Genomic DNA, 20,638 nt, shown 5'->3' with positions numbered 1-20,638 from the left:
TATAGCAATTCCATAAAATAATGCAATCAAGACAGTTCAGCAGAGTGCGAAGGACAAGGAAGATACCTGCAGGCGTGCTGACGCACGGAAAAGATAATAATTACCAGAATGTTTCTGTGCGTCCCTGTAGATAAACAGATGACAAACCCTTGCTCCATATGCTATAATACAGAATTAGCAAACCCATCAATTACAGTATATAAGAAAGAACTCAGGAGGGAATTCCTTAATGATAGACCAGAGCAAAATCAGAAATTTCTGTATTATTGCACACATAGACCACGGCAAATCCACTCTTGCCGACCGAATCATCGAAATGACCGGCACTCTGACAGAACGTGAAATGCAGTCACAGGTACTGGACAACATGGAACTCGAAAGAGAACGTGGAATCACCATTAAATCTCAGGCAGTGCGAATCGTATACAAAGCCAAAGACGGCGAAGAATACATCTTCAACCTGATCGACACCCCCGGCCATGTAGACTTCAATTACGAAGTATCCCGAAGCCTTGCAGCCTGCGACGGTGCAATCCTGGTAGTAGATGCAGCTCAGGGAATCGAAGCCCAGACACTGGCAAATGTATATCTTGCCCTTGACCATGACCTGGATGTCCTTCCGGTCATCAACAAAATCGACCTGCCAAGTGCAGAACCGGATCGTGTGGTAAATGAAATCGAAGATGTCATCGGCCTTGAAGCCCATGACGCACCAAGGATTTCTGCCAAAACAGGACTCAATGTAGAAGAAGTCCTGGAACAGATCGTAACAAAGATCCCGGCACCTCATGGCGATGTAGATGCACCATTAAAAGCCCTGATCTTTGACTCCATTTATGATGCATACAAAGGCGTTATCGTATTCTGCCGTGTCATGGATGGCCGTGTGAAAAGAGGCACCCAGATCCATATGATGGCAACAGGCTTCACCACAGAAGTTGTGGAAGTCGGATACTTTGGTGCAGGACAGTTCATTCCATGCGAGGAACTGACAGCAGGCATGGTAGGATACATCACTGCGAGTATTAAAAACCTTGGTGACACTCGTGTAGGTGATACAGTTACAGATAAGGAAAGACCATGTGCAGAAGCACTTCCGGGCTATAAGAAAGTAAATCCTATGGTATACTGCGGATTATACCCGGCAGATGGTGCCAAATACGGTGATCTGAGAGATGCTCTTGAGAAGCTTCAGCTCAATGACGCCTCTCTGTTCTATGAACCGGAGACATCTGTAGCCCTTGGCTTTGGTTTCCGATGTGGTTTTCTGGGATTGCTCCATCTTGAGATTATTCAGGAACGTCTGGAAAGAGAATACAACCTTGATCTTGTGACCACAGCTCCCGGTGTTATTTATAAAGTATACAAAACTAACGGCGAAGTTATCAATCTGACAAACCCAAGCAATCTGCCGGATCCATCAGAGATTGAATACATGGAAGAACCAATGGTAAATGCCGAGATCATGGTAACAACTGAATTTATCGGTGCAATTATGGATCTTTGCCAGGAACGAAGAGGGCAGTATCTGGGAATGGATTATATGGAAGAAACACGTGCGCTTCTGAAATATAAGCTGCCGTTAAATGAGATTATCTATGATTTCTTTGATGCCCTCAAATCCCGCTCCAGAGGCTATGCTTCTCTGGATTACGAACTCTGCGGATATGAGCGCAGCGAGCTTGTGAAACTGGATATTCTGGTAAACAAAGAAGAAGTGGATGCTCTTTCCTTTATCGTGCATGCAGATACAGCATATGAGAGAGGCCGTAAGATGTGCGAGAAATTAAAAGACGAGATTCCCCGCCAGCTTTTTGAGATTCCGATCCAGGCAGCTGTCGGAAGCAAGATTATTGCCAGAGAGACAGTCAGAGCCATGCGTAAGGATGTACTTGCCAAATGTTACGGCGGTGATATTTCCCGTAAGAAGAAACTTCTGGAGAAACAGAAGGAAGGTAAGAAACGTATGCGTCAGGTAGGCAATGTGGAGATTCCGCAGAAAGCATTTATGAGTGTATTGAAACTGGATGATAAATAAAGTATGAATGGTAACTATTCGGCAGCCTGCTGTCCACATAACTGTGAAGGTACTGAACAGTTATCTGTGAATAGTGCTCATCTCAACAGAAGGTTAAAATATTGAAGAAAATGATTAAGCGAAAAACAGTTATACTATGTATGTTATTGCTTGGAATTTCTGTCTCCGGATGTGGGAAAACCAAGGAGGTAGATGAAACGTCCTCCAAAGTGATCCAGATCAGTGTTGCACCGGAAGAGACAAGTCCCACTCCGGCACCGGATCAGGTAGATTCCGCAGCAGTTACCACCAATGGTAATCTGACAATGGTAAATACGTATCTGACAGAGCAGAATGCAGCAGGTATCTCATCTGCGGAAAGTTCAGACAGCCAAAGTGATGCCGGCAGTACAGATAACAGTGTCGACTCAGCAGATAACAATGAGCAAGACAGCAGTACATCAGATACTGAGGAATAGAAAACAGGTCATAACAGGAGCAGATTACAATGGAGAGAAGGAATATCACAGATTCTCCCATGGAAATCTATGTCCACATTCCATTTTGCATAAAAAAATGTGATTACTGTGATTTCCTTTCCGGTCCGTCAGGTCCAAAGGAGCAGGCTGATTATGTAGATGCTCTGCTTGAAGAAATCAATGCAGCAGAAGAAGGAAAAGGAAGGAGTGTATCCTCTGTATTTATTGGAGGGGGCACTCCTTCTGTTTTGGATGAGAGATTCATAGGAGAAATTTTAAATCATATAAGACGAAAATTTCAGATTGCGGATCATGCTGAGATCACAATAGAAGTAAACCCGGGGACTGCAGACAGAAACAAACTGCAGGCATACAGAACATATGGAATCAACCGCCTGAGCATAGGTTTACAGTCGCCGGATGACAGAGAACTGAAGATCCTTGGAAGAATCCACAATTATGAGCAGTTTCTGGAGACTTACAGAAGTGCAAGAGAGGCAGGGTTCGACAATATCAATATTGATCTGATGAGTGCGATCCCGGATCAGACTTATGAAGGATGGATCCACAATCTTCGCACTGTTGCAGGACTGGATCCGGAACATATTTCCGCATACAGCCTGATCATTGAGGAGGGCACACCTTTTGCATCGCGGACGCTGAATTTGCCGGATGAAGATGCGGAGTACAATATGTATGAGGCAACAGCACAGATTCTGAGAGAATATGGCTTTGAGCAGTATGAGATTTCCAATTACGCAAAGAAAGGCAGAGAATGCAGGCATAACGTGGGCTATTGGATCCGACAGGATTATCTGGGGTTTGGCCTGGGAGCTTCCTCTCTTTATGGAAAGGAACGTTTTGCCAATACACAGGATATGAAAAAATATCTGGAAAACAGCAGAACTCCGGAAAAAATAAGAGAAAAAGAGCCGCCCCTCACCAGGGAGGATGAGATGGCGGAGTTCATGTTTCTGGGACTTCGTATGACCAGAGGAATCTCAAAAGCTGAGTTTGAGCGGCAGTTTGGCAGTGAAATAGATGCAATATACGGGGATGTTCTGAGAAAATATAAGTCAATGGGACTGCTTTTGGAAGAAAACGGAAGGATTTTTCTGAGCAGAGAGGGAATTCATGTAAGCAATTCCGTTATGGCGGATTTTTTGCCGTAAACGCCTTGACGAACAAATGTTCCTGTATTATACTGATGCCATGAGGATTGCGGGGCAGCGAAACTGCGCACAATCCATGAATATCATAACATACGAAAAAGGTGTAACTGTCAAGGTAAGAAACAGTTATTATTTATAAATGAGAAACAGGAGGCCCACAATGGCAGCAGATACAACGAAGAAGCACTTTATCAGGATCAGAGGTGCCAATGTTAATAATCTTAAGAATTTAAGTGTGGATATTCCCAGAGACAAGTTTGTGGTATTTACAGGACTGAGTGGCTCCGGTAAATCTTCACTGGCTTTTGATACCATCTATGCAGAGGGACAGCGCCGTTATATGGAATCTCTCTCTTCCTATGCAAGACAGTTCCTGGGACAGATGGAGAAGCCGGATGTGGAGAGCATCGAAGGTCTGCCGCCGGCCATTTCCATTGATCAGAAATCTACCAACCGCAATCCCCGTTCCACAGTAGGAACAGTGACAGAAATCTATGATTATTTCCGACTTCTGTATGCCAGAGTGGGAATCCCTCATTGTCCGAAGTGCGGAAGAGAGATTAAGAAGCAGACAGTTGACCAGATGGTAGACAGTATCATGTCTTTTCCGGAGAGAACGAAGATCCAGCTTCTGGCGCCTGTTGTGCGGGGGCGCAAGGGAACTCATGCAAAGCTTCTGGAGCAGGCAAAGAGAAGCGGATATGTACGTGTGCAGATTGACGGAAACCTGTATGAGCTTTCTGAGGAGATCAGTCTGGACAAGAATATCAAGCATAATATAGAGATTGTGGTAGACCGTCTGATCGTGAAGCCCGGGATTGAGAAAAGACTCTCAGATTCCATTGAGACAGTGCTGGATCTGGCAGAGGGCCTTCTGATGGTAGATACTATGGATGGAAATATCCACAATTTCAGCCAGAGCTTTTCCTGCCCTGACTGCGGTATCAGTGTGGATGAGATCGAACCGAGAAGCTTTTCTTTCAATAATCCTTTTGGTGCCTGCCCGGATTGTCTGGGACTTGGGTATAAAATGGAATTTGATATTGACCTGATGATCCCGGATAGATCTCTGAGTATCCTGGATGGTGCCATTGTGGTTACAGGATGGCAGTCCTGCACAAATGAGGGAAGCTTTTCCAGGGCAATCCTGGATGCTCTTGCCAGAGAATATGATTTCAGCCTGGCAACACCTTTTGAGGAGTATCCGGAGAAGATACAGGACATTCTGATCAACGGAACTAATGGACATTCTGTAAAGGTTTACTATAAAGGGCAGCGCGGAGAGGGCGTTTACGATGTGGCGTTTCCGGGGCTGATCCGAAATGTGGAGCAGCGTTACAGAGAGACAGGCTCTGATGCCATGAAGCAGGAGTATGAATCTTTCATGCGCATTACTCCATGTAAAACCTGTAAAGGTCAGAGACTGAAGAAGGAATCACTGGCTGTGACTGTGGCGGATAAGAATATTTATGAGGTCACCAATCTTTCCATAGAGAAGCTGAAAGCCTTTCTGGCGGATATGCAGCTCTCCGAGCAGCAGCAGCTTATCGGCAGACAGATTCTGAAGGAAATCAGGGCAAGGGTAAGTTTCCTGTCAGATGTAGGACTGGATTATCTTTCATTGGGACGTGCGACAGGAACTCTTTCCGGCGGCGAGGCGCAGAGAATCCGTCTGGCTACCCAGATTGGTTCCGGGCTGGTAGGAGTTGCCTATATTCTGGATGAACCGAGTATCGGACTTCACCAGAGGGATAATGACAGACTTCTTGGTTCTCTGATGAAACTGCGTGATCTTGGAAACAGCCTGATCGTTGTGGAGCATGATGAAGATACCATGCGTGCCGCAGACTGTATTGTAGATATAGGTCCCGGTGCAGGGGAGCATGGCGGACAACTGGTTGCCATGGGAACTGCAGAGGATTTGATGAAGAACGAGGATTCCATCACAGGAGCTTATCTGAGCGGAAAATTAAAAATTCCGGTACCTTTGGAGAGACGGAAGCCAACCGGTTTTCTTACTGTCAAGGGGGCGGCAGAGAATAATCTCAAGAATATCGATGTGAAGATACCTCTTGGGATCATGACCTGTATCACAGGAGTTTCGGGCTCAGGTAAGAGCTCTCTGATCAATGAGATTCTTTATAAACGCCTGGCAAGAGATCTGAACCGGGCAAGAGTGATTCCGGGAAAACATAAGGACATTCTGGGAACAGACCAACTGGATAAGGTTATCAATATTGACCAGTCACCTATTGGCCGTACTCCACGTTCCAATCCTGCGACTTATACCGGGGTATTTGACCAGATCAGAGATCTTTTTGCAGCAACAGCAGATGCCAAGGCAAAAGGATATAAGAAAGGACGATTCAGTTTTAATGTAAAGGGCGGAAGATGTGAGGCATGCAGCGGTGACGGTATTATCAAAATTGAGATGCATTTCCTTCCGGACGTATATGTACCATGCGAGGTCTGCAAAGGTAAGAGATATAACAGAGAAACCCTGGAAGTAAAGTATAAGGATAAGAATATTTACGATGTGCTGAATATGACGGTGGAGGAAGCACTGACTTTTTTTGAGAATGTTCCTTCTATTAAAAGAAAGATACAGACGCTTTATGATGTAGGACTTTCCTATATCCGGCTGGGACAGCCGTCCACAGAGCTTTCCGGAGGAGAGGCACAGAGGATCAAGCTTGCCACAGAGCTGAGCAAGCGCAGCACAGGTAAGACTATCTACATTCTGGATGAGCCTACCACAGGTCTGCATTTTGCGGATGTGCATAAGCTGGTGGAGATTCTGAAACGATTATCGGAGGGCGGTAATACAGTAGTTGTGATCGAGCATAATCTGGATGTGATTAAGACCGCAGATTATATCATTGATATCGGACCGGAGGGTGGAGACAAAGGAGGTACCGTAGTTGCTCAGGGAACTCCTGAGGAGGTGGCACAGTCACCGGTTTCCTATACCGGAAAATATGTAAAGAAATATCTGAAATAATCTTGAAATCATATTGCAGGACTTTCTTTTTAAATGGAAGTTGTATATAATAGAAGAGATTATTTATAGCAATTCTTGTAAATAATATATTTTGATCCGGCTTATCAGGATGTGAAGCCCTGTTGGACTGTTTTGATCGCATTATTTTATGGAGTTGTTATAACTAAACCGGATAAGTCCCCGGTAGAGACTGTAAAAAGTAATGATCAGTTGAAGGGGATGAGGAGAACGTAAGAACAGAAAGGGGATTTCCATGCCGACAAGTGATATTGGAATTGACCTGGGAACCAGGAACAGTCTGGCTTATTCTACAGGAAAGGGGCTTGTGCTAAATGAGCCTTCGATCGTAGTTTATGATAAAAATACAGAGAAGATACGTGCGATCGGTGAAGAAGCCCGTCTGATGGAAGGGCGCATTACTTCAGATATGGAGATCATCCGTCCCATCAGACAGGGCGTGATCGTTGATTATACAGTTACAGAGAAGATGTTGAAATACTTTATATCCAGAGCAATAGGAAGAAGAGCTTTCCGCAAGCCCAGGATCAGTATCTGTGTTCCCAGTGGAATTACAGAGATTGAGAAAAAGGCAGTGGAGGAAGCAACCTATCAGGCTGGCGCCAGAGATGTCTATATGGTGGAGGAACCTATAGCTGCGGCAATCGGAGCCGGGGTGGATGTGACCAAGCCCTTTGGAAATCTGGTCGTAGACATTGGAGCCGGAACTTCGGATGTTGCGGTTATCTCTCTTGCGGGGGTTGTGGTTTCCGCTTCTGTGAAAGTTGCAGGGGACACTTTTAATCAGGCTATACTGAACTATGTGAGAAAGAATCATGGACTTTTTATCGGAGAAGATATGGCAGAGAAGATCAAAATTCAGATTGGTACGGCTATAGAGGAATCAAATCCGAGAACAATGGAAGTAAAGGGGAGAAATGTGATCACCGGTCTGCCGAAGACAGTGACACTTACCTCAGAAGAAATACGTGTGGCGTTAAAGGATGCTACAAGCCAGATTGTGGAGACTGTTCATGGAATTCTGGAAAAGACACCGCCGGAACTGGCTGCGGATATTGTAGACAGAGGAATCGTACTTACAGGCGGCGGTGCCCTTCTTCATGGGATGGATACACTGATCGAGCAGAGAACCGGAGTAAGTACACTGACTGTGCAGGATGCAATGAGCGTGGTCGCAGTGGGAACCGGTAAGTATGCAGAGGTAATGGCACGTTTTGACGGATAAAGCAGGAGGTACTGCACAGTGCAGTGCCTTTTTGCGTTGTCAGAGGCTCAAAGAAGCAGGAGGTGTGGAGAAAAGCACATGAGTGAAACTGTCACAGGATACATAGATCATGTTATTTTCAGAAATGAAGATAACGGATATACAGTTATGGTACTGAAAGGTACAAAAAAAGAGGAAGAGCTGACCTGCGTGGGAAGTTTCCCTGCGATCACACAGGGGGCATCTATTGAAGCAACCGGAGTATATATCCATCATCCGGTATATGGCAAACAGTTTCAGATCAGTTCTTTTACAGAGAAGATGCCGGAGGATACATATGGAATAGAACGTTATCTGGGTTCGGGCGCCATCAGGGGAATCGGTGCTGCACTGGCTGCCAGGATTGTGCAGAAGTTTGGAGATGACACACTCCGTATCGTAGAAGAAGAGCCGGAGCGGCTTGCAGAGGTAAAGGGGATCAGTGAGAAAAAAGCCCGGGAGATCGCTGCGCAGGTAAGTGAGAAGGCAGAGATGCGAAAAGTAATGATCTTTCTGCAGAAATATGGGATTTCCCTGAACCTGGGCGCAAAGATTTATCAGAAATATAAGGAATCTGTCTATACGATCCTTCAGGAGAATCCTTACAGACTTGCGGAAGATATTTCCGGTGTGGGATTTAAGATTGCTGATGAGATTGCTGCCAGAGTCGGTATTCACGCAGACTCAGATTACAGAATCCGCAGCGGAATGCTGTATACTCTTCTGCAGGCTTCGGGAGAAGGACATACTTATCTTCCGAGGGAACAGTTATTTACAAGATGTGCCAGACTTCTGGGAGTAGATGAATCCTATATGGAGAAACATCTTATGGATATGGTTATTGACAGGAAGCTGGTGCTGAAAGAAAAAAGCGGAGAAACTATCGTTTATCCGGCACAGTATTATTATCTGGAACTGAACACTGCCAGGATGCTTAATGAACTGAATATTGTGTGTCCTGAGGATAAAGAGCTTGTCAGGCACAGAATTGAGCTGATCGAGAAAGAGACAGGAACTGTTCTGGATGAAATGCAGAAGAAAGCAATCACTGAAGCAGCGGATCATGGACTCTTTATTCTTACAGGAGGCCCCGGTACAGGTAAAACGACAACGATCAATGCGATCATCCGCTTTTTTGAGGGAGAAGGTGCAGAGATTCGGCTGGCTGCACCTACCGGACGTGCTGCAAAGAGAATGACAGAGACTACCGGATATGAGGCGCAGACAATTCACCGTCTGCTGGAACTGAATGGAATGCCGGAAGAAGAGAGGGACGGGCATTCAGCTAAATTCGAGAGGAATGCACAGAATCCGCTGGAGGCAGATGTGATCATTATTGATGAAATGTCTATGGTGGATATTCATCTGATGCATTCTCTTCTTCTTGCAGTAGTAGCAGGAACCAGACTGATCCTTGTGGGGGATGAGAATCAGCTTCCGAGTGTAGGCCCGGGCAATGTGCTGAGAGATATTATCCGAAGCAGATGTTTCCCTGTAGTGGAACTGACTAAGATATTCAGACAGGCATCAGAGAGTGATATTGTTGTAAATGCTCATAAGATAAATAAGGGAGAACAGGTTCAGATCAATAATAAGAGCAGGGATTTCTTTTTTCTGAAGAGATATGATGCAGATATCATTATAAGAGTAGTGATCGCGCTGATCCAGGAGAAACTGCCGCGCTATGTAGATGCCAAACCCTTTGAGATACAGGTACTGACACCTATGAGAAAGGGACTTCTGGGAGTAGAGCGGCTGAATCAGATCCTGCAGAGATACCTGAATCCGCCGGAAGACGGGAAATCCGAGAGGGCGGTTGGAGACCGGCTGTTCCGCACAGGGGACAAGGTCATGCAGATCAGAAATAATTATCAGATGGAATGGGAAATCCGGGGACGATATGGGGTTGTCATTGAGAAAGGCGTGGGAGTATTTAACGGAGACACCGGAATCCTCAGGGAAATCAATGAATTTGCTGAGACAGCAGAAGTGGAATTTGAGGATGGACGTTTTGCAATGTACTCGTTCAAACAGCTGGAGGAACTGGAACTTGCATATGCTATTACAATCCACAAGTCTCAGGGATCTGAGTATCCGGCAGTCATACTTCCATTGCTTTCCGGACCACAGATGCTTTTAAACAGGAACCTTCTTTATACCGCAGTTACCAGAGCAAGAAAATGTGTGACGGTTGTGGGAAACGAGGAGACCTTTGTAGAGATGATACGCAATGAAAAACAGCAGAAGAGATACAGTGCACTGGATGAACGGATCAGAGAACTGAGTGAGACTACAGGGGATAATAATACAGATGGTGAAGAATGATATTGCAGACTGTGATCTGATGACTGAATAATAACAGAGAAAAAATTTATTCCGATAATATGAGAAAAACAGAAATACAGAGGATAGCAAAACAAAGAGTAAAATAGTGGAAGGAAATGGAAATGAAACGGTTTCTGAACATGGTAGCTGATATTTTTTACCCGAGATGCTGTCCGGTCTGTCAGAAAATACTGGCAGATCAGCGAAGGATGATCTGTCCGGAATGCGAGAAAGAACTTCGTCCGATTGGTCATCCCAGATGTTATAAATGTGGAAAACCCATAGAAACAGGGGAATACTGCAGAGACTGTCAGAAACACAGGCATATGTATGAACAGGGAAGAGGTATTTTTGTCTATGATGGCATAATGAGAAGATCTGTTACCAGATATAAGTACTATGGATGCAGAGAATACGGTGATTTTTATGCCAGAGCAATGTATCGATATGCACAGAAAGAATTGCGGGAATGGAAGCCGGATCTGATCGTGCCGGTTCCGGTACACAGGTCGAAGGAGCGGCAGAGAGGTTTTAATCAGGCTGCATATCTGGCGGAGAAACTCGGTCATTATACCGGGATTTCCACAGATGTCAATATTGTGCAGAAAGTTTTAAAGACAAAGTCGCAGAAAAAACTGAATGCTTTGCAGAGAAGAAAAAACCTGGAAAAAGCGTTCTGCGTGACCGGAGATGTCAGGGGAAAGAATATCTTGGTGATAGATGATGTGTATACAACAGGAAGTACGATCGATGCAATGGCCGGATGCCTGAAGAGAAAAGGTGCCGGAAATGTTTATTTTCTTACGGTTTGCATAGGCAGGAGATAAGAAAAACACTTTTCATACATAATGATATATGTTACAATTAATCTGTATGATTATATGAATGATATCAGGTTGTTGCTGAGAACAGAGTGAACAGTAATAGCGGATTATAGCAAAAGGAAAAGCATACAGTAAGGAGTAATTTATGTTAAATGAAGAGAAGATAAAAATCATGAATAAACTTGCCATGTATGAACAGGGTGAAGGAAAGAAATATCTTCCGGTCAGCAGGTACTACCGTAGTGATTATATCGGACTTGCCATGATTAAGAATTTTTTCCTTGTTACGATTGGGTATTGCCTGATTCTGGCCGGTATCGCAGCATATTTTGCTGAATATCTGATAGATAATGTTCATAAGATGAACCTTGTTTCACTGGGCGTGGAAGTTATTCTGGGGTATGTGGCAGTGCTGGTACTGTTTTCTGTCCTGACATATATCCAATATACGGTGAAATACCATAAAGCAAAGAAAAGTGTGAAAAATTATTATGAAGAACTTACACAATTAAGTAAAATCTACGGTCGCGAAGATAAAAAATCTTCAGCCAGAGGAGTTACAGGAGGATATAAAAAATGACAGCATTACTCGAATTAAAACAGCGAATAAAGAATTTATACAGCCAGTATGAGATTTATATCCTGCCTGTCTTACGTTTCGTTCTGGCAATGGTTTATTTCATATGGATCAATACCAATATGGGATATATGAAGCAGATCGATAATATATTTATTGTTCTGATCCTTGCACTGATCTGTTCCATTCTTCCTTCAGGTGTAATGATTTTTGTAGGATTTGCCCTGATGGTCGCACATGGTTATGCACTGGGGATAGAAGTTGCAGGTTTTATGCTTGTGCTGATCCTGTTTATGGCAATTCTCTTCCTGAGATTCAGTTCAGACAATAATTTAGTACTTGTATTTACACCGCTTTCCTTTGGGTTCAGTGTTCCGACGCTTCTTCCTATCGGAAGCGGACTTTTGTGCAATGCGTTTTCTGCACTTCCTGCAGGCTGCGGAGTGATTATTTACTATTTTATCCGTTTTATACGTGTACAGCATAAACTGCTGGAAAACCCGGATGTTGCCATAGCTGACAAATTAAAACTTCTGACAGATGGAATCGTGCAGAACTGGGGAATGTGGATCACAGTGATTGCCTTTATCGCAGTGATTCTGCTGGTGAATCTGATACGTACCCGCTCTTTTGACTATGCATGGAGAATTGCCATTATTGCAGGTGGAGTTGTGTATGTTCTGATGATTATTGCAGGTGGATTTTATTTTAGACTGGATATTGATGTTGTTACGCTGATCATTTATACAGTGATCTCTGTGGTGATAGGATTACTTCTTGAATTCTTTGTATTTGGTGGTGACTATACCCGTACCGAGAGACTGGAATATGAGGATGATGAATATTATTATTATGTAAAAGCAGTGCCGAAAGCCTGTGTCACAACATCTGAAAGAAGTATAAAGAAGATTAACGGAAGTTCTGCAAAGGATGAAAGACCGGCACAGGATAACGTTGTTTCTTATGCGAATCCTATTTTTCATGGTGATGAGAAAGCAGTGACGACAGATGAGGCTGCAGCACCTGTAGAGAGAAAGAAAGATATTGACAGCGTGGATTTTGAGAAGAAACTGGAAGAATCATTAAAAAATCTGTAAAAAGCAGTTTCCGGTAACGATGAGACATACGAGCCAAAATTCCATTGCCGCAGGCAATCTGGAATGAATTTTGGCTACGTTACTGTGAACGGAGTGAACAGTAACACAAAATCCACTGAAAACATTTTCAACGATAAGATATATAAAAATGATAAGGAAAGGAGAGCCATATGCAGGATTTTTCAGGAAATTTGATAGAAACATTATCAAGACTGGCATTTCCTAAGATTGGGATTATAGATATCATACAGATTGCACTGATCGCTTTTTTTGTATATCAGTTCATGGTATGGATCAAATATACTCATGCATATACACTTCTGAAAGGAATACTGGTCGTTCTCCTCTTCATTCTGATCGCGTATATTTTCAGGATGAATACGATTCTGTGGATTTTTTCAAATCTGGCAAGTACACTGATCGTAGGTGTGATCGTTATTTTTCAGCCGGAGCTCAGAAAAGTTCTGGAACAGCTTGGACAAAAGCGGATCATGGCTTCACTGATACCTTTTGATGCAGGTAAAGAGGTGAAGGAAAGATTTACGGATAAAACCATCAGTGAGCTGGTCAAAGCATGTTTTGATATGGGAGAAGTTAAGACCGGAGCACTGATCGTAATTGAGCAGAATGAGCTGCTGACCGATTATATAAGAACAGGTATTAATCTGGATGCAATCCTTACCAGTCAGCTTCTGATCAATATATTTGAACATAACACACCACTTCATGACGGAGCTGTTATTGTAAGAGAGAACAGGATTGTGGCTGCAACATGCTATCTTCCACTGTCTGATAATATGGAACTGAGCAAACAGCTTGGAACGCGGCACAGGGCAGGTGTGGGGATCAGTGAGCAGACAGATTCTGTTACGATCATTGTATCAGAGGAAACCGGTCAGGTATCTGTAGCGCAGGGAGGAAAGCTGACCAGAAGTGTAAACAGTGCAAAACTCAGAGAAATCCTGGTCAGAGCGCAGAATAAGCAGGTTGTAGACAACAGCAAACTTCGCCATTTACTGAAAGGAAGAGTGAAGCATGAAGAAGCGAAAAATAACAGATAATATACCTCTGAAAATCATGTCTGTCGCAATAGCTGTTGTGCTATGGCTGATCGTTGTAAACATAGATAATCCGACAGGAACCAATTACTATACGCTCAATGATGTGGAACTGATCAACAAGGAATATGTGGAATCTTCAGATACCATCGGTAAGATGTGTATGCCGGAACAGAACCAGGATTCCATAAAAGTTGCGATCACTGCAACCAAGAAGATCAGAGACAAGATCAAAGTCACAGACATCTCTGCGGTAGCTGATCTTCAGCAGGCGGTAAGCCTGGATACAAATCCGGTTATGGTTCCTATTACCGTTACCTGTTCTGTACCGGGGGTATCTCCCAGTGATATCAAAGTTACTCCTCAGAATCTCAGTGTAAATCTTGATGAAAAAGAGACACAGGAGTTTGTGGTAAATGTCAGCAGAGGTGATACGAAACCGGGCAAAGATTATGAAGTAGGAAGTCTGACTGCCAGTCCGGAGAAAGTAAGGATTACAGGCCCGAAGACGCTGATCAATAAAATAGATAAGGTAAATGCTTCCATTGAACTGGATGGGAATACAGAGGATTTTACACAGGATGTAAACCTTACGATCATTGATAAGAATCAGGAGGTACTTACCGATTCTGAAATGAATTCATTGCGGATTGAGAATAATGCAAAAGTAACAGTGACTGCAAAATTATGGAAAATCCGTCAGGGAGTGCAGATATCTGCAGATTATGTAGGGACACCGGCTGAAGGATATCAGGTTGGGGCTGTGAGAACAGTGCCGGATACGATCAGTGTAGCAGGCAGTACAGAAGGTCTTGAAAGTCTTGCGGATAATAATAATGTGATCACTATACCGGAAGACAGTATTGATATTTCCGGTGAATCCGAAGATGTGGAGAAAAAAATCAGTCTTACGAATCTTCTGCCGGACAATGTGAAACTTACCAGTGACTCCAGTGAAGATGTATGGGTGACTGTAAGTATTCTTCCGGCCGGAAGCAGAGAGTTTGAATTTCCGACTAAGAATATAGAGGTTAAGAATAAACCGAAAGATCTGCAGGTAACATTTGAGACTGCGCAGATAGAAGTGAGAATCAAATCAGATAACAAAGATCTGGATGATCTGAATAATGACAAAGACATTAAGGCATCTATAGATCTGGATGGCAAAAAAGAAGGAAGTTATGAAGTCCCGGTTGAGATAGTCTTGCCGGATGGTTATGAGACAGTGGAAGATGTGACTACGGAAGTAGTGATTTCATCAGGGACTGCTGTTGATGACAGTAAGGAAAACAAGGAATAAAAGAATTCTCCACTTACAGAAGGGGTAGTAACAATATAAGAGGAACAGTGAAATGGTCAGTAAAAAAGTGACAGTTAAAAATCCCACAGGTCTTCATCTGAGACCTGCGGGGATTTTGTGCAATGAGGCAATGAAATACCAGTCACAGATAACATTTGTCTACGATGGGGGCATGGCAAATGCAAAGAGTGTACTGAGTGTACTTGGTGCATGCGTAAAATGCGGAAATGAGATAGAACTTACCTGTGAAGGTGTTGATGAACAGGAAGCCCTGGATCATCTTGTTGCTGCTATTGATAGCGGCCTTGGCGAGTAGAAAGCTGCTGTGCACAAACAGAGTGAACAGTAACCATAAAGTAACATGAATAAAAGAGGAGGAACTTATTGTGAAAAGAAGATTAGTTGCGGTTACATTGAGTCTTATTATGACAATGGCAACTGTCAGTGAAGCAGGTGCTGCTGCATTTACTTCACCTGATACAGCTCCGGCTGTTGCCACACAGACAGATGCAGAAGAAGTAAATGTTACAGAAGAAACTTCTGAAACAGAAGCAGACGCTTTTTCAGATGGAGATGATGGGACAGCAGTACCATCACAGGAACAGACAGACGACGCATTTACAGCGGGAACGGATACGGCTGCTGCATTGCCGGACGAGACGCCGTCAACAGCAGATGCTACGGATGCCGTTGGAGCCGCTGTAGTGAAAGCTGAGGACTGGGTAAGCACAGAGAATGGCTTTAAACTGCGCAAACCTGCAAAAAATCAGGATACAGCAAATACAGATGATCAGAAAGCAGCAACAGCAGCACTACCCGATGAGGAGATGCTGTCTGAGACTGACGGATTCTCAGGAGATCAGACAGAATCATCTGAAACAGCAGTGGCTGAAACAGATACAACAGCTGTGACAGCAGAGGTTACAGCAATGGAAACACCAGCAGCAACGGATACAGTGTCTGTAACAAATGAAGAATTTTATACAGTGGCAGACGGAATTGTAAAGATCAGCACAGAGTATAAAGGGGAAACCCATACAGGATATTATCTGTTTGATGAAGAGGGAATCCTTGTAACTGGACAGGCTGAGGTAAAAGAAAAATCTTCAGCTGATGAAGAACCGACATCAGATGCAGCTCAGTCAGCAGGAGAAGATGCCGCAGGGGAAGAAACAGAAGCCCAGGCAAATCAGTCTTATTTTACAACTGCAGATGAGGCTGTTGTTTATACCGGATGTGAAGGAGAAGCGATAACTCCATATACATCTACAGTAGGCCAGCAGGAGAAGAGTGTATGGAAATGGACAGGAACATATTTCCAGTACTACGATGAGAATGGTAATCTGGAGACAATTGCACAGCTTGAAGCGAAAGCAAAAGCAGCAGGTACATATACCGGATATTTCAAGATCAATGAGGATTATTACTGCCTTGATTCTGAAGGTAAGCCACAGACAGGAGAGATCACCCTCACAGTTAACGGCGAATCAAACCTGTATTATTTTGATCCTGCAAGCAGCGACATTCCCGGAAAAATGTTCCACAATGGATGGCTTCGTTCAGATACCACTAAGGGAGAGCGCTGGCTGTATTTTAAAAAGGGAAATGTTCCGGCAGACATCGGTAAATATTATAAGCGTGGCGTAGTTGCCACAGCTATCCCGGAGAAAGGAACCGGAGATTACTTGCTGGATGCCAATGGATATGTTCTGAAATCAGTGATGAAGAAGGCTCAGAATGGTGCATATTACTGTACCGACAGTAACGGCCAGATTTATAGAAATAAACTTGTAAAATACGGCAATTTCAGATATTATTTTGGCTCAAACGGAAAGCGGGCAACCTGGACAAAGAGATGGGCAAAAGCAGGCGATCATTACTATTACTTTGGAAGTACTCCGGGTCGTGTTGTTGAGAAACATGGCTGGCAGAAACTTGTCAGCACCAGTGGCAAATTCCTTGGCTGGCTGTATTTTGATTCCAAGGGAAATCATTATACGGATAAGTGGACTTCCGCAGGTTATTATTTTAAACCATCAGGAAAGCTTGCAAGCGGTTTGACAGAAATCGATGGAAAGAAATATATATTTGAATCATCTACATCCGCAGAACACAAAGGTAAAGTATATAAGAGCACAATGGTGCGCTATAAAAAGAAATGGTATATCGCATCTTCTAAGGGAAGCCTGTATAAGAGCGGATGGAGAAAATACAGCGGCAATTACTATTATCTTAAAGAATGTGTGGTTCAGACAAATCAGTTTATGAAAAAGAATGGAGTAAACGGTTATCTGGATGCAAACGGTAAATATACAAGAGGATGGGTAATTGTAAGTAATGCTAAAAACCTGGTGAGATATATCGATCCGTCAGGAAACGGATTTGCAAGAAATAAGAGTATGAGAGTTAATGGAATTCTGTATTACTTTGACAGTAACGGATACCGTATCACTGATCTGACAAACAGATACAGAGGACCGTATTCTGTTCAGGTGGACAGAGTAAACGGAGTTATGACTGTTTATGCTGATTCAGCCAGAACAATTCCTGTTAAGACGATCAGGGTATCTGTAGGTTTAGCAGGAACACCAACTCCGACCGGTAACTTTACACTGAGCAGAAGCCTGAGGTGGCAGCCTCTTATGGGACCATCCTGGGGACAGTATGGAACTCATGTAGACGGTGCCGGACAGGGAGGAATCTTTGTTCATTCTGTAGCCTGCGGCCAGGCAAACTCATATAATCTTCCGGCAGTAGAGTACAATAAGCTTGGATCTCCCGCATCACATGGATGTATCAGAACCTGTGTGGCAGATGCGAAGTGGGTTTATGAGAACTGTAATGGCGCACCGATCAGTATTATTGATGGTAAATATAAAGCAGATGATGCAATGAAAGGACCTCTTGGAAAGAAAGCACTGACTCCGTTAAGAGGAGCTGCTAATTTTGATCCTACAGATCCGGCTGTCTGATCCGGATATTTCTGCCAGGATAAATAAACATAATTGCTTATAGAAACGAAATATGCAAAACGGCTGCACAGAGCAAGAAATGTGCAGCCGTTTTTGGGTATATATCAGGGATTATCTTGCGAAAATGTAATATAGTGTGTATAATATGTTAATAGTATTGTAATAAAATGGACGTTTATTAGAAGACAGGAGTAGAAAGATGAAAAGAGATTTTTTAAAAATCAGAAAAAGGCTTATTGTTGGTTGTCTGGCAGCTGCGATAGCTGTAGCGCAGCCTGTAAGCTCTGTTTTTGCAAATCCGCATTATGACAGACGTGATACAGTGGCTGAGGAGGAATTTATTTATTCTGCAAGAACTTCCGGTACAGAGTCATCAAGAAAAAAAGTGAACTCCAAAGCATGGAAAAAGATCAACGGTGTCTGCTATAACGGAAGTGGTGAAATCATTCCGGGTGCGATAACCAGAGGCATGGATGTCTCTGAATGGCAGGGCAATATTGACTGGAAACAGGTAAAGAGGTCTGATATAGATTTTGCGTTTGTCCGGATCTCCTATGGCCTGACTCACGAAGATTATACCTATGATGAGAATATGACAAATGCAGAACTTGCCGGAGTACCCACAGGCACCTATGTGTACAGTACAGCCTTATCGACAACTACCGCATTAAAGGAAGCACAGCTTGCCATCAGCAAAATGCAGGGTTACAAGGTTTCCTATCCGGTCGTATATGATCTGGAGTATGCAAAAGCAAGTAAGCTTTCTGCAAAAACAGTCTCAGAGATGGCACTGACCTTCTGCAATGAAGTGCGCAGGGCCGGATATTATCCAATGGTTTACTGCAATACCAACTGGTATGATAATTACATAGACTGGTCCTTATTATCAGGAGTGGATGTATGGATCGCAAGATATGGGGACACGATTCAGGCACCTGATAAGGAACGGTACAATTATACAATATGGCAGTCCACAGACGGTAACCGGGAAAGCGGACTGAACAGTACCAGCGGACTGGTAGCAGGAATCCCTGCAGGCAATGATGTTGATATGGATTTTGGCTATGTGGACTATACAAAGAAAATTACGCCGAGATGGAAATCTCTGGATTCCTATGTTCCGGCAATGAAACCCGATACAGGCAGCAACGATGGAAGCCAGGAACAGACAGGACTTCATCAGGAAAATGGAAAATACTATTATGTCAATGAAAATGGCGAACGTGTGTCAGATCAGTGGGTAACTGTAAATGGAAAGACCTATTATATCAGTTCTGATGGTTATGCTCTGATGGGAATGAAGAAAGTAGACGGGAAATGTTACTGGTTCCATACAAAATCCGGATATATGTTTAAAAACCGCCGCGTGACCAGATCTACCGGCGATATCTACTATTTTGGAAGCGACGGTGTACGCTGCGAGAATGGAATGTACAAAATCAGGGAAAAAAGTGGGGAACACACCTATTATTTCCAGAAAAACGGAAAAGCGTATAAGGGATGGCTGACGCTGAATGGTAAAAAATACTATTTTTACAAAGGTAGTTCCGCACTTTCCGGTACGCGTGCCGAGAACATTACACTGACCAGTTCCAACAGGATTGTATCTGTGTTTGATGGAAATGGAGTGTGTACCAGACAATATAAAAAGCGGTAAAAAATATTGAAACATATAAAAAGATCCTGCAGCTGTGGCACTGATGGAAATTCTGCAACAGCTTCGGGATCTTTTTATGAAATTGCCGTAATTAAAGCGTATAGATCAGGATACCTGCAATGATGATCAGGTTTCCCATGATTTTTCCTTTCGTGATTTTTTCCTTCAGAATGAAATGAGAGAGAAGCAGGACAAACACATAGGCGGCAGTATCAATGACAGGACCATAGCGCATATCTACTTTTGTATAACACCATGTATTGAGGAGGAGGATCAGCATATATATAGTGTATGAGAGAATCACCCGGAAATTGAGATATTCCCTGATTCGGTTTTCGTATCTGATATTTGCGCTCTGTTTCAGAAGTATCTGTGAAACAGCGGAAAAAAATGTTCCGCTCAACATGATTAAAATAAATGTTCTATTCATATCTCTGCACCGTCCATACTCCAAATAAAACCACCAGAATACCTATGATATTCTGAATGGAAAGATTTTCATGAAAGATCAGCACTGCCCATATCTGCGACCACAGAAGATAAACACTTTTATTGGCATAGGCAGTAGACAAAGAGAATTTCTTGATGACCTGCTGCCAGGTGATGGCGTAGATTCCGCAGTTGGCTACCATCAGGAACAGGAACAGGTAAAGCAGAGGACTGCTGAGACCATGTTTATTATACTGAACAGATGCAGCTTTGGAAAAAACACTTGTCAGTGAAAACAGCAGGATATTCAGATGAAGTTGTATGTAGTCTTTGAGTTTTGACATAATACCTCCGGGCGATAATGGTATTTTACGGATTTCGTCCAATAGCCTGAAAGAGCCTGAAAGCTGTCGGACAGTAACTATTTTACATAAAAAAGCAGGGAAGTCAAGGTTTGTGCAGCAGGAAT

16 protein-coding genes are annotated in these 20,638 nt (G+C 43.4%); 14 read left to right on the top strand and 2 right to left on the bottom strand.

Annotated elements, in window-relative coordinates; all coding sequences use genetic code 11:
* Positions 1-229 precede the first annotated feature (229 nt).
* The 14 genes from lepA to LJE11_RS01915 all read left to right on the top strand — a co-directional run bounded on the left by lepA (position 230) and on the right by LJE11_RS01915 (position 19,740).
* Positions 230-2,038: a translation elongation factor 4 gene (lepA, locus tag LJE11_RS01980; RefSeq protein WP_022380111.1), complete on the top strand. Its 1,809-nt coding sequence runs from the start codon at positions 230-232 to the stop codon at positions 2,036-2,038.
* A 101-nt stretch (positions 2,039-2,139) separates the two neighbouring features.
* A complete protein-coding gene (locus LJE11_RS01975) occupies positions 2,140-2,496 on the top strand; it encodes a hypothetical protein (RefSeq protein WP_195565394.1) in 357 nt (118 codons plus the stop codon).
* A gap of 29 nt (positions 2,497-2,525) precedes the next feature.
* The gene (gene hemW / locus LJE11_RS01970; RefSeq protein ID WP_055059795.1) at positions 2,526-3,668 is read left to right on the top strand and encodes a radical SAM family heme chaperone HemW; all 1,143 of its coding nucleotides are present in this window, start codon (positions 2,526-2,528) and stop codon (positions 3,666-3,668) included.
* 160 nt (positions 3,669-3,828) lie between these two features.
* A complete protein-coding gene (gene uvrA, locus LJE11_RS01965; protein WP_022380114.1) occupies positions 3,829-6,669 on the top strand; it encodes an excinuclease ABC subunit UvrA in 2,841 nt (946 codons plus the stop codon).
* Positions 6,670-6,922: 253 nt separating this feature from the next.
* Positions 6,923-7,912: a rod shape-determining protein gene (locus tag LJE11_RS01960; RefSeq protein WP_008706145.1), complete on the top strand. Its 990-nt coding sequence runs from the start codon at positions 6,923-6,925 to the stop codon at positions 7,910-7,912.
* Between the two features lie 78 nt (positions 7,913-7,990).
* Complete coding sequence (gene recD2 / locus LJE11_RS01955) at positions 7,991-10,255, top strand: SF1B family DNA helicase RecD2 (protein ID WP_022380115.1); 2,265 nt, start codon at positions 7,991-7,993, stop codon at positions 10,253-10,255.
* A gap of 122 nt (positions 10,256-10,377) precedes the next feature.
* Positions 10,378-11,082: a ComF family protein gene (locus tag LJE11_RS01950; protein ID WP_008706142.1), complete on the top strand. Its 705-nt coding sequence runs from the start codon at positions 10,378-10,380 to the stop codon at positions 11,080-11,082.
* A 142-nt stretch (positions 11,083-11,224) separates the two neighbouring features.
* A complete protein-coding gene (locus LJE11_RS01945; protein ID WP_008706141.1) occupies positions 11,225-11,659 on the top strand; it encodes a hypothetical protein in 435 nt (144 codons plus the stop codon).
* Complete coding sequence (locus tag LJE11_RS01940; RefSeq protein ID WP_008706140.1) at positions 11,656-12,753, top strand: hypothetical protein; 1,098 nt, start codon at positions 11,656-11,658, stop codon at positions 12,751-12,753. Before LJE11_RS01945 ends, LJE11_RS01940 begins: the two co-directional genes overlap by 4 nt.
* Positions 12,754-12,923: 170 nt before the next feature.
* Entirely contained in the window at positions 12,924-13,814 is an 891-nt protein-coding gene (gene cdaA, locus LJE11_RS01935) for a diadenylate cyclase CdaA (protein WP_022380116.1), read from the top strand.
* A complete protein-coding gene (locus LJE11_RS01930) occupies positions 13,789-15,111 on the top strand; it encodes a CdaR family protein (RefSeq protein ID WP_118617087.1) in 1,323 nt (440 codons plus the stop codon). The genes cdaA and LJE11_RS01930 overlap by 26 nt, the downstream gene beginning before the upstream one ends.
* Before the next feature lie 52 nt (positions 15,112-15,163).
* Positions 15,164-15,427: an HPr family phosphocarrier protein gene (locus tag LJE11_RS01925; protein ID WP_022380118.1), complete on the top strand. Its 264-nt coding sequence runs from the start codon at positions 15,164-15,166 to the stop codon at positions 15,425-15,427.
* A 70-nt stretch (positions 15,428-15,497) separates the two neighbouring features.
* Entirely contained in the window at positions 15,498-18,083 is a 2,586-nt protein-coding gene (locus tag LJE11_RS01920) for a L,D-transpeptidase family protein (protein ID WP_022380119.1), read from the top strand.
* A 199-nt stretch (positions 18,084-18,282) separates the two neighbouring features.
* Positions 18,283-19,740 carry a glycoside hydrolase family 25 protein gene (locus LJE11_RS01915; protein WP_118587391.1) on the top strand — a complete coding sequence of 486 codons (1,458 nt, stop codon included), beginning with the start codon at positions 18,283-18,285 and terminating at the stop codon, positions 19,738-19,740.
* Positions 19,741-19,831: 91 nt separating this feature from the next.
* Here the strand turns inward: LJE11_RS01915 and LJE11_RS01910 are convergent, their stop codons facing one another.
* On the bottom strand, positions 19,832-20,170 hold the full coding sequence (locus LJE11_RS01910) for an EamA family transporter (protein WP_022380121.1): 339 nt from the start codon (positions 20,168-20,170) through the stop codon (positions 19,832-19,834).
* The gene (locus tag LJE11_RS01905) at positions 20,163-20,513 is read right to left on the bottom strand and encodes a hypothetical protein (RefSeq protein WP_008706128.1); all 351 of its coding nucleotides are present in this window, start codon (positions 20,511-20,513) and stop codon (positions 20,163-20,165) included. The genes LJE11_RS01910 and LJE11_RS01905 overlap by 8 nt, the downstream gene beginning before the upstream one ends.
* Positions 20,514-20,638: the final 125 nt, after the last annotated feature.

It is taken from the genome of Blautia sp. DFI.1.216, from assembly GCF_020594215.1.
Lineage (GTDB): Bacteria > Bacillota > Clostridia > Lachnospirales > Lachnospiraceae > Blautia_A > Blautia_A wexlerae.
This window is presented reverse-complemented; position numbering and strand designations above follow the sequence as displayed.

Excerpts from the sequence above, each read along its gene's own strand:
- lepA (WP_022380111.1), top strand. The coding sequence starts at position 230 with ATGATAGACCAGAGCAAAATCAGAAATTTCTGTATTATTGCACACATA.
- hemW (WP_055059795.1), top strand. The coding sequence starts at position 2,526 with ATGGAGAGAAGGAATATCACAGATTCTCCCATGGAAATCTATGTCCAC.
- uvrA (WP_022380114.1), top strand. The coding sequence starts at position 3,829 with ATGGCAGCAGATACAACGAAGAAGCACTTTATCAGGATCAGAGGTGCC.
- LJE11_RS01960 (WP_008706145.1), top strand. The coding sequence starts at position 6,923 with ATGCCGACAAGTGATATTGGAATTGACCTGGGAACCAGGAACAGTCTG.
- recD2 (WP_022380115.1), top strand. The coding sequence starts at position 7,991 with ATGAGTGAAACTGTCACAGGATACATAGATCATGTTATTTTCAGAAAT.
- LJE11_RS01950 (WP_008706142.1), top strand. The coding sequence starts at position 10,378 with ATGAAACGGTTTCTGAACATGGTAGCTGATATTTTTTACCCGAGATGC.
- LJE11_RS01945 (WP_008706141.1), top strand. The coding sequence starts at position 11,225 with ATGTTAAATGAAGAGAAGATAAAAATCATGAATAAACTTGCCATGTAT.
- LJE11_RS01940 (WP_008706140.1), top strand. The coding sequence starts at position 11,656 with ATGACAGCATTACTCGAATTAAAACAGCGAATAAAGAATTTATACAGC.
- cdaA (WP_022380116.1), top strand. The coding sequence starts at position 12,924 with ATGCAGGATTTTTCAGGAAATTTGATAGAAACATTATCAAGACTGGCA.
- LJE11_RS01930 (WP_118617087.1), top strand. The coding sequence starts at position 13,789 with ATGAAGAAGCGAAAAATAACAGATAATATACCTCTGAAAATCATGTCT.
- LJE11_RS01925 (WP_022380118.1), top strand. The coding sequence starts at position 15,164 with ATGGTCAGTAAAAAAGTGACAGTTAAAAATCCCACAGGTCTTCATCTG.
- LJE11_RS01915 (WP_118587391.1), top strand. The coding sequence starts at position 18,283 with ATGAAAAGAGATTTTTTAAAAATCAGAAAAAGGCTTATTGTTGGTTGT.
- LJE11_RS01910 (WP_022380121.1), bottom strand. The coding sequence starts at position 20,170 with ATGAATAGAACATTTATTTTAATCATGTTGAGCGGAACATTTTTTTCC.
- LJE11_RS01905 (WP_008706128.1), bottom strand. The coding sequence starts at position 20,513 with ATGTCAAAACTCAAAGACTACATACAACTTCATCTGAATATCCTGCTG.